Below are 2501 nucleotides of genomic sequence, written 5' to 3'. Positions count from 1 at the left end.
ATCGACACAGATAAGAACGACCGGTCGACCGTAGCGCAGCCAGTAGTCGACGCGATCAGCGTCGCAGACGAAGCGGAAACCCGCCGCGTTGTCGCCGGGGAAACCGACCTCCGTGCCCTTGACCTGGGCGGCGACGGCGAAGCCGCTGACCTGCCGCTCCGTGTCGACGAACTCGATGTGGCCGTCGATGCCGAAGTCACGCAGGGTGTTGTTCCAGACATGTCCCGCGTCTGACACGGCCTTGTCGACGAATGCCTCGGCACGGAAGCCGGCCCGCTGTTGAACGCTTCTTCTCGGCATCGTCAGGCGCCCGGCCAACCGATGCCGACACGGTCCGCGGCGCCTGTTCGTCCACTCCCAGGATCGCCCGTGTCGAGCCTGCGCGATCTCACCCAGGCGCTGCTCGCGTTGAACCCATGGCTGGATGCGCGGCCACATCGCACGCCAATGGATGGACGCCTCACGTTCGCTCCCGTTCGCCGGACTGATGTCAACGGTTCAGGCTAGGACCCCCCTCTGACATTTCCACTCGGCTGCGAGCCGTCGCCATCGCGGACCAGCCAGGCACGGCCCTGCGGACGGCCGGCGGTGGTCGCGGCGGCACCCGGACACCGCGCTGATGCTGCCCGAACAAGGCACTCGCTCGGCGGGGCCGGCGAGGTCCTCGATCAGGCATGGCCTGACGACGTCGAGATCCTCATTTTCCAGTGCGGCGACCCCCTCTATGAGGACACGGTCGGCAGTGTGCGCGCCCATCACGAGTTGCTCGGCTCCGCACGGCAGGCCACGGAATCGGCGCTTTGACGTGCATGAACCAGGCCTCCGATTCATGGCGATGGCCTGTGTCACCCCCGCTCACGGTGAGCGTCGCGTAGCCACTGGTTACGGCTACGCTGTGCGGATGAGCCTGAAGGCGATGGTGTGGGGCAAGCCCACCGGTCATGCGGCCAACCCTCTCTATCGACTCGTCCTGATGCAGCGGGGCGATGTCGCCAGGCGAGAGGACTACACGGGCGTGGTCATCTACCGTGCGAGCACCCGCCTGGGCATGCTCGCAAAACTGGCCTTCACCGATGAGGCAGCCGTCCGTGCATGCCCTGGCGGGCTCGCTGAGCGCGGTGCCATCATCACGCCCGCGGGCTATCGGGAGCATGGCGGCGCCGAGCTGGCCTTCGACCTTGCTGTGGGCCGCTGATGCCTCGGGCGATGTCGGTGTCGTTCACGTTCGCGGGAGAACGTCACCAGGACGTTGTGCTGGAGTACGGCGGCTTCGCCCCACCGGATGGCGAGGGCGGGTCGTGGATGATCGAGGTGCCGGCGTTGCTACGCATGCTGAGCGCCGCCGAGCGCGGCGAGGCCAGCGTCGCTGAGGTCCGCGCGATGGTCCTGCGTGCAATCGGTAGGTTCAGCGAGCGCAGCGGCTGCTGTCCCGACTGCGAGGCAGCGATCGACTCGTACGCTCGCGCTCTACAGGAGTACCAGGCCGCCGCCGAGGAGCTCTCGCGGCAGGAGGCGGCGACCACCCCTGACAGCCACCCGTACGTGGTCAGTTCCTCGGGAAAGATCCACCGTAGGGACTGCTGCAGTGACCCGGCGCGGCTCACCATCGAGCATCCGGGCCAGACGCTGCAGGAGTATGTGCACGACGGCCGGGCGTACGACGGCTCCTCCTACTACATGCGCACCTCAGGCAGCGCTCAACGGATGACCGCCGAAGAGCTGACCGCATGGCTCGGTCGGCGCAAGGCAGTGCGGTGCAAGTTGTGTGAGCCCGCTCTTCCCGGCGCGTACGCGTCCGAGGCGTCCGACGTGGAGACCAGCGGCCGGAGGTAGCGGCGCTGCGCCGCTTGGGCCTGACCACGCTTGCGCTGACCGAGACGACGCCTTGGGCGTCGAGCTACTGCAAGGACTTGGTTGGGTGCGGAGCGTCACGACCTCGGTGCCGACGGTTCCGGGGGGCGGATCTTGCGCGACGGCAAGAATGCTAGTTCGGATGAGGTGGGATCGGCTGGTCCGCGCCCGAGAGACGGCGATTCGAACGCCGCGGCCGAATCGGCTTGCCCGACGCCGCCAGAAGCTCCAACGCGTCATCGGCAACGCTGACAAGAGCCTGCCCTGGGTCGGCATTCAGCCGCCAGAACTTTCCAGGCGCCAGGTAAGGAACAAACGCGCCGAACGTGCGGGTCCCTGACAGCCCTTCGAGTTCCTCGGCGACCCGCGACCAGCTCGCCGCAGCGTCAGCACCCTCGGCGCCCTCGAACTGATCCTTATGTTCACCCTCAATGAAGACAGCAGCCTGCGAAGGCGCTGCGACCCCGTCGTGCCATTGGCGCATGAAGGCGGCGACCCTGACCAGATTCAGGTCGCCTTCCTGGGCGCACTCCGCTGAGTCGTCCTCGAATCCTGCCTGGTAGCGGGCCCACCAGGCACTGGACCACTCCCAGGCCATGTCACCGTACTCGGCACGGCATTCCCGCTCCGCCTCGCCAACCGCATACACA

Annotated in this window: 4 protein-coding genes; 2 read left to right on the top strand and 2 right to left on the bottom strand. The window is 67.2% G+C overall.

The window, feature by feature from the left end:
* On the bottom strand, positions 1-300 hold a 300-nt coding region (locus DMB66_RS56450; RefSeq protein WP_158647696.1), incomplete at its 3' end, for a DUF4365 domain-containing protein.
* A gap of 601 nt (positions 301-901) precedes the next feature.
* Here DMB66_RS56450 and DMB66_RS56445 point away from each other — a divergent pair.
* Positions 902-1195: a hypothetical protein gene (locus tag DMB66_RS56445; protein ID WP_125812241.1), complete on the top strand. Its 294-nt coding sequence runs from the start codon at positions 902-904 to the stop codon at positions 1193-1195.
* 11 nt (positions 1196-1206) lie between these two features.
* Entirely contained in the window at positions 1207-1833 is a 627-nt protein-coding gene (locus DMB66_RS56440) for a hypothetical protein (protein WP_125812240.1), read from the top strand.
* A gap of 151 nt (positions 1834-1984) precedes the next feature.
* Here DMB66_RS56440 and DMB66_RS62015 read toward each other — a convergent pair.
* On the bottom strand, positions 1985-2501 hold a 517-nt coding region (locus DMB66_RS62015), incomplete at its 5' end, for a hypothetical protein (RefSeq protein WP_199753232.1).

It is taken from the genome of Actinoplanes sp. ATCC 53533, assembly GCF_003947245.1.
Note: the sequence above shows the minus strand (reverse complement) of the source record. Positions and strands in the feature narration are given on the sequence as shown.

Coding starts and splice junctions, on each gene's coding strand:
- DMB66_RS56445 (WP_125812241.1), top strand. CDS start 902: ATGAGCCTGAAGGCGATGGTGTGGGGCAAGCCCACCGGTCATGCGGCC.
- DMB66_RS56440 (WP_125812240.1), top strand. CDS start 1,207: ATGTCGGTGTCGTTCACGTTCGCGGGAGAACGTCACCAGGACGTTGTG.